5 protein-coding genes are annotated in these 6,000 nt (G+C 40.4%); all 5 read left to right on the forward strand.

The features are described 5' to 3' along the window. Positions 1-196 precede the first annotated feature (196 nt). The 5 genes from ACEN4L_RS08030 to ACEN4L_RS08050 all read left to right on the forward strand — a co-directional run bounded on the left by ACEN4L_RS08030 (position 197) and on the right by ACEN4L_RS08050 (position 5,616). The gene (locus ACEN4L_RS08030) at positions 197-871 is read left to right on the forward strand and encodes a response regulator transcription factor (protein WP_407096542.1); all 675 of its coding nucleotides are present in this window, start codon (positions 197-199) and stop codon (positions 869-871) included. Continuing rightward, complete coding sequence (locus tag ACEN4L_RS08035) at positions 868-2,106, forward strand: sensor histidine kinase (RefSeq protein WP_407096541.1); 1,239 nt, start codon at positions 868-870, stop codon at positions 2,104-2,106. The genes ACEN4L_RS08030 and ACEN4L_RS08035 overlap by 4 nt, the downstream gene beginning before the upstream one ends. Before the next feature lie 177 nt (positions 2,107-2,283). Continuing rightward, positions 2,284-3,012, forward strand: a complete 729-nt coding sequence (locus tag ACEN4L_RS08040) for a polyphosphate polymerase domain-containing protein (RefSeq protein WP_407096540.1) — start codon at positions 2,284-2,286, stop codon at positions 3,010-3,012. After that, on the forward strand, positions 3,005-3,688 hold the full coding sequence (locus ACEN4L_RS08045; RefSeq protein WP_407096539.1) for a DUF4956 domain-containing protein: 684 nt from the start codon (positions 3,005-3,007) through the stop codon (positions 3,686-3,688). Before ACEN4L_RS08040 ends, ACEN4L_RS08045 begins: the two co-directional genes overlap by 8 nt. Then, on the forward strand, positions 3,688-5,616 hold the full coding sequence (locus tag ACEN4L_RS08050) for a carbohydrate-binding domain-containing protein (RefSeq protein ID WP_407096538.1): 1,929 nt from the start codon (positions 3,688-3,690) through the stop codon (positions 5,614-5,616). Before ACEN4L_RS08045 ends, ACEN4L_RS08050 begins: the two co-directional genes overlap by 1 nt. Positions 5,617-6,000: the final 384 nt, after the last annotated feature.

A 6,000-nucleotide genomic window follows, 5' to 3' on the forward strand; every position in this document is an offset into this window, starting at 1 on the left:
TAGAAGAATGGATAACTTCTTTATATGTTTTTTACTGCTCGAGAGGGCTGCTATTCGTCGGATAAGAGCCTTCTGAGAATAGGACCCTACCTATTTAATAAGAGAGCCCATCGATATTTTTCTTTCAACAATCCTCTTGCACATTTTAGTATGGTAGAATATGCTAATCAAAAGATGTGATTGAGGAGTTTTGTACATGAGATTACTGTTAGCAGAAGATGAACAAGAATTGGCTCGTGCCATTCAAGTCATTCTAGAAAATCAAGGATATGCAGTAGATAGTGTCCATGATGGGGAAGAAGCTTACGAGTACGCTTCATTAGCCGATTATGAGGGTATTATTTTGGATATTATGATGCCCAAGCTGTCTGGGCTGGAAGTGTTAGATAAATTGCGAAACGAAGGCCACCAAACGCCTATTTTATTGTTGACGGCCAAATCAGCCATTGAGGATCGAATTGAGGGGTTGGATCTGGGAGCAGATGATTACTTGACGAAACCATTTGCAATGGGAGAATTGCTGGCACGTGTTCGAGCAATGACTCGGCGTAAAACGATTTTGCAAGCTAAAATACTGACGTTCGAAGATCTGCAATTGAATTGTGAGACCATTCGGATCAGCAATGGCACAGATGAGTTGAAATTATCGAACAAAGAATTTCAGATTCTGCAATTGTTGATTGAAAACCCAAAGCAGGTTTTTTCGGCTGAGCAGATGATCGAACGCATTTGGGGACTGGATGCAGAAATAGAAATGAACAGTATCTGGGTTCATTTAAGTAATGTAAGGAAAAAATTGGCGTTATTGGAAGTGCGTGTCAAAATCGTTGCTACTCGTGGAGTAGGATATTCCTTGGAGGCCATTAAATGATTGAAAAATTAAGAAAAAAATTCATTTTAGTGACGATGGCTGTCGTTTTTCTAGTCATGTCTGTTGTACTGATTGTGCTGAACACGACGAACTATGTCCATACTGTGGAGCGAACAGACGAAATATTGACTATATTGACAGATAATGGCGGGAATTTTCCAGATGAATCTATACCTGGTAATGGAATGGGAATGCCGCCAAATCAAGGGATATCAGCTGAAACTCCTTTTGAGACACGCTATTTTACAGCTTTAGCCAATTCTGAACAACAAGTAGTTCAAATCGATACTACACGCATACGGTCGATCGATTCCCAAACGGGCCAATCATACGCTGAGGAAGTCTTAGCTTCAGGTAAAGAAAAGGGCTATATAGAAGACTTTCGTTATCAGGTGATAGAACAAACGGACGACACGATCATGCTGGTGTTTGTTGACAGCCAACGCGATCTGCAGCTAGTGAGATCTTTTTTTCGCAATTCTATATTGATTGGAGTCGTTAGTCTCCTGTTTATTTTCTTGCTGGTGTTCTATTTTTCTAGTAAGATCATCAAACCTGTTCAGCAAACGGTTGATCGTCAAAAGCAGTTTATTACAGATGCCGGCCATGAAATCAAAACACCTTTAGCCATTATTTCGGCTAATAATGATGTTCAGGAAATGTTGAATGGGAGTACTGAATGGACTGAAAGTACGAACAAACAAATCCAGCGCTTAAATGGGTTAATGGAGAGTATGCTCCAGCTGACACAAATGGAAGAAGAAGGTTACCAGTCTAAAATCGAATCGGTTGATCTCTCACAAATAGTGAAAGAGACAGCTGAACCTTACGTACAGATCGGAAGACAAAAAAAGGTTGAAGTATCTTTAGATATTCAACCGAATGTAGTGATCCAAGCGGATGCTGAAGCAATGAATAAATTATGCTCATTATTGATGGATAACGCCAATAAGTATGTCCAGCAACCTGGGACCATTAACGTCCGTTTAGACCATCAAGCAGGAAATAAAATAAAACTTCAGATCACTAATACCGTCAATGAAATGCCGAAACGATTTGACCAATTGTTTGATCGTTTTTATCGGGAAGATCAGGCCCGAAAACATAGTGAAGGCGGTTATGGAATAGGCTTGTCATTAGCGGCCACGATCGTGGAAAATCATCATGGTCAAATCAAAGCAGTTCTTCTGAAAGATCATACGATTTCTTTTGAAGTGATTTTGCCGACTAAATAGATAAGTAAGGGCTGGGAAAATACTGGTCCTGATACATTAAACAATAAAGCCTGTAAGAAGCTCTCAGTGAAGAGTTTCTTACAGGCTTTATTTATTGTCGGAACAAAAAAGGTGTCTTAAGTTTCAATTAAGGTTGAGGGATTATAGTACATCTATCGAACAAAGGAGGAATCAATCATGAGTCATTATCAAAGTACTTTTGAAAGAAAGGAAACCAAGTACTTAATTACGTACGAGCAGTGGAATGACTTTCTTGAAGCTATTCAACCCTATATGCAATTAGATGAATATGGGAAACACTTGATCACAAATGTTTACTACGATACAGAGAAATGGTATTTGATTCGTCAATCCATGAGCAAACCCATCTATAAAGAGAAAGTTCGTTTGCGAAGTTATGGTATTCCAAGTAAAACAGATCCAGTATATGTTGAAATCAAGAAAAAATTTAAAGGGGTGGTGTACAAACGCAGAACGGACATGCATTTAAAAAATGCTGAACGGTTTCTAGGGCATCACGAAATAACAGCTCCTGTTGCCAATAAACAAATGATGCATGAATTTGAATCTATTTTAGCGGTTTATCCGGATCTAAAACCAGCGATGTATATTTCTTATGAGAGGATGGCTTATACCGGAAAACTGGATGACAGTATCCGGATAACCTTTGATCAAGAGATCTTGTATCGGACGACTCACTTATCGTTAGCAGAGGGGTCTTATGGACAGCCGATTTTACCGGACGGTTCCTTGTTAATGGAAATCAAAATTTGCGGAGCTATGCCCATTTGGCTCGCGCGTCTATTATCTGAGATGCAGATTTATCCTGCTAAATTTTCTAAATATGCCAATGGGTACCAAGATTATCTAAAAAACAATCAAGAAGGGTTTGTCATGAATGAATGAATTATTTAACAGCTTATATATCGAGAGTGCTACAACTTTTTCCATCTCCAGTTTTCTGATCTGTACAGTCACCAGTTTGATCTTAGGCGGGTTAGTTGCCTGGACCTATATGTTACGCAATCACTATTCAAAAGGGTTTGTCGTGACATTATTCCTGCTGCCGGCTATCGTTGAAATGGTCATCATGCTGGTCAATGGAAACGTTGGGGCTGGGGTGGCCGTTATGGGAGCTTTCAGTTTGGTTCGATTCCGGTCAGTAGCCGGCTCAGCAAAAGAAATTTCCAGTATTTTCTTGGCTATGGCGATAGGTCTAGCTACTGGAATGGGATACATTGGGATAGCAGTCGTATTTGCGATTATCATTTGTGCTGTAATGATCGGGCTGAATTCATCCAGCTTTGGTGAAATGAATGAAAACGCCCGCTGGTTAAGAGTGACTTTGCCAGAAAACTTAGATTACACAACGATTTTTGAAGAAGTTTTTGAAAAATATCTTTCTACTCATCAAATGATGAATGTGAAAACAACCAATATGGGCAGTCTGTTTCGTTTAGAATACATGATTGAATTGAAAGATGCTTCGTTAGAAAAAGAACTGATCGATGAATTACGTTGCAAAAATGGAAACTTGGAAATTGTTTGCGGTCGTTCTGTAATAGGAAGGGAAGAATTGTAATGAAGAATAAACTCAGCACTATTTTGGCAACCGCTCTACTGTTTACTGGGGTGCTGGCAGGATGTCAAGCAACGGCTTCTGATACACAATCTATTGAATCTACTGAAGCAACGGCAACTACAGCAACTACAGGAACATCACAAAGCTCCGCTGATTACGAGATAAATTTTAGTTCAGACGATCTTGAAGTTGGTTATGATGAATCAGATGTAACCACTATTGAATTGGCTGATGATCAAAGTACCAGCAGCAGTGAAGGCGCAACAGTAGAAGGGAATGTAGTTACTATTACGACAGGAGGCTCTTATCTGGTCAGCGGAAGTTTATCTGATGGGCAAATAAAAGTTACCGCTCCTGATACAGAAGAAGTTCATTTGATCTTCAATGGAGTGGATATTACTTCTACTACAACAGCGCCTGTTTTGATTGAAGAAGCCGAAAAAGTATTTGTGACATTAGCAGAAGGTTCCGAGAATACCCTGACAGACAAAGAGGGCAGTACAGCGACTATTGGTACTGGGGAGGATGCCTCAAATATTGATGGAACCATCTTTAGTAAATCAGATTTAACGCTGAACGGTTCAGGGAATTTGACAATAAATGGAAATACCAATCACGGGATTGTTTCAAAAGATGATTTAATCGTTACTGGCGGTACTTACACGATTACTGCGACAGGTCAAGGCTTGTCCGGAAAAGATGCAGTCAAAATAAAAGACGGTACGTTCTCTTTAACCACTGGAGCTGATGCGATTCAGTCCGATAACGCAGAAGAAGTTGGCAGAGGATTTGTTTATATTGCTGATGGAAGTTTCACCATCGAGACTCAACAAGATGCTATACAAGCGGAAACGTTATTGCAAATTGACGGAGGTACATTTGACATTACAGCAGGTGGCGGCAGTGAGAACGCTGTAGCTAAAACTTCTGAAGGCGAAGCATTCTTTATGCAAATGGAAGAGGAGCAAGAAGACAGTGCAGATGCTGATGCTACGGATTCGGTCAGTACGAAAGGGCTGAAAACAGCAGGTGAGTTGATCGTAAATACCGGAACGATCACAATCAATGCAGCTGATGATACAATCCACAGTGACGGCAATTTAACGCTTGCAGGTGGAACGTTGACGTTAGCTTCTGGAGACGATGGAGTGCATGCTGGAGGCGACTTAGTGTTAAATGGTGCAAATGTTGCCATTTCAGAAAGTTACGAAGGTATTGAGGGCAAAACCATTACAATCAGTGCTGGGGACATTTCTGTCCTTGCAAGTGATGATGGAATGAACGCATCAAGCGGCACGACTACTACAAGCAATACAGGCGTTGGTGAAGATCCGTTTTCTAGCAACAGTGAGAACGACTTAACTATTTCTGGAGGGACGATTTCTGTAGACAGCAGTGGAGATGGATTAGATTCAAACGGAACACTTGAAATTTCAGGAGGCAGCGTGACAGTCAGCGGTCCGGAAAATGATGGAAATGGAACGATCGACTCAAATGGGGAGACCGTGATTACTGGCGGAACTTTAATGGGTTCAGGAAGTTCTGGAATGGCAGTAACTTTCTCAGAAGATTCTACTCAAGCGAGTGTACTATATGGATTTGATACCACATATGAAGCAGGTAGTGAAATAACAATCAGTGATGCAGAAGGAAATGTTGTGTTGAGCTGGACAGCAAATAAAAGCTTTGCATCTATCCAATTCAGTTCAGCTGACTTAACGGTAGGTGAAACCTATACAGTGAGCGTTGCTGATGAAACTTCTGAAATAACAGTAGAATCCATTTCTACTACAACAGGAACAACTACTGGCCAAATGGGTGGCGGTATGCAACAACCTGGCGGAAATGGCGGCGGCGGTATGGGGCAACCTCCTACTGACGATATTGGCGGTATGCAACGGCCAGGTGAGAGTGAATCAGAAGAGTAACTTTTCTAGCAAGAAAGACTTCTTGAGTCATTAGTCACTAGAAGGAATAAAATAAGAGCTTGCAGAATTATTCTGCAAGCTCTTTTTAAATGTCGATTCCCATACTTCTTTTAATATTGTCCAGTAGAGTTTTAGCTTTTTCCTGGTTTTCATAAAGAGAGTACTCGTCATCTTCCATTTCCCAAAAAATGTGTTCGATATCTGTCAGTATGTTGATAAGTAATGCCTACTGAACAATTGGGCTAATTTGAAATGGAGAAAAGTTCAATAGAACTAAACAGCTTTTTTTCCGATTTTTCAGTTGTCCAAAAAAAGAGCGCAAGCGATTGCGATTAATGTTATCTACATTCATCGCAATGACGGATAAGGCAATCGTAGTCAAGG

This window comes from Desemzia sp. FAM 23988, from assembly GCF_045528365.1.
Taxonomy (GTDB): domain Bacteria; phylum Bacillota; class Bacilli; order Lactobacillales; family Carnobacteriaceae; genus Desemzia.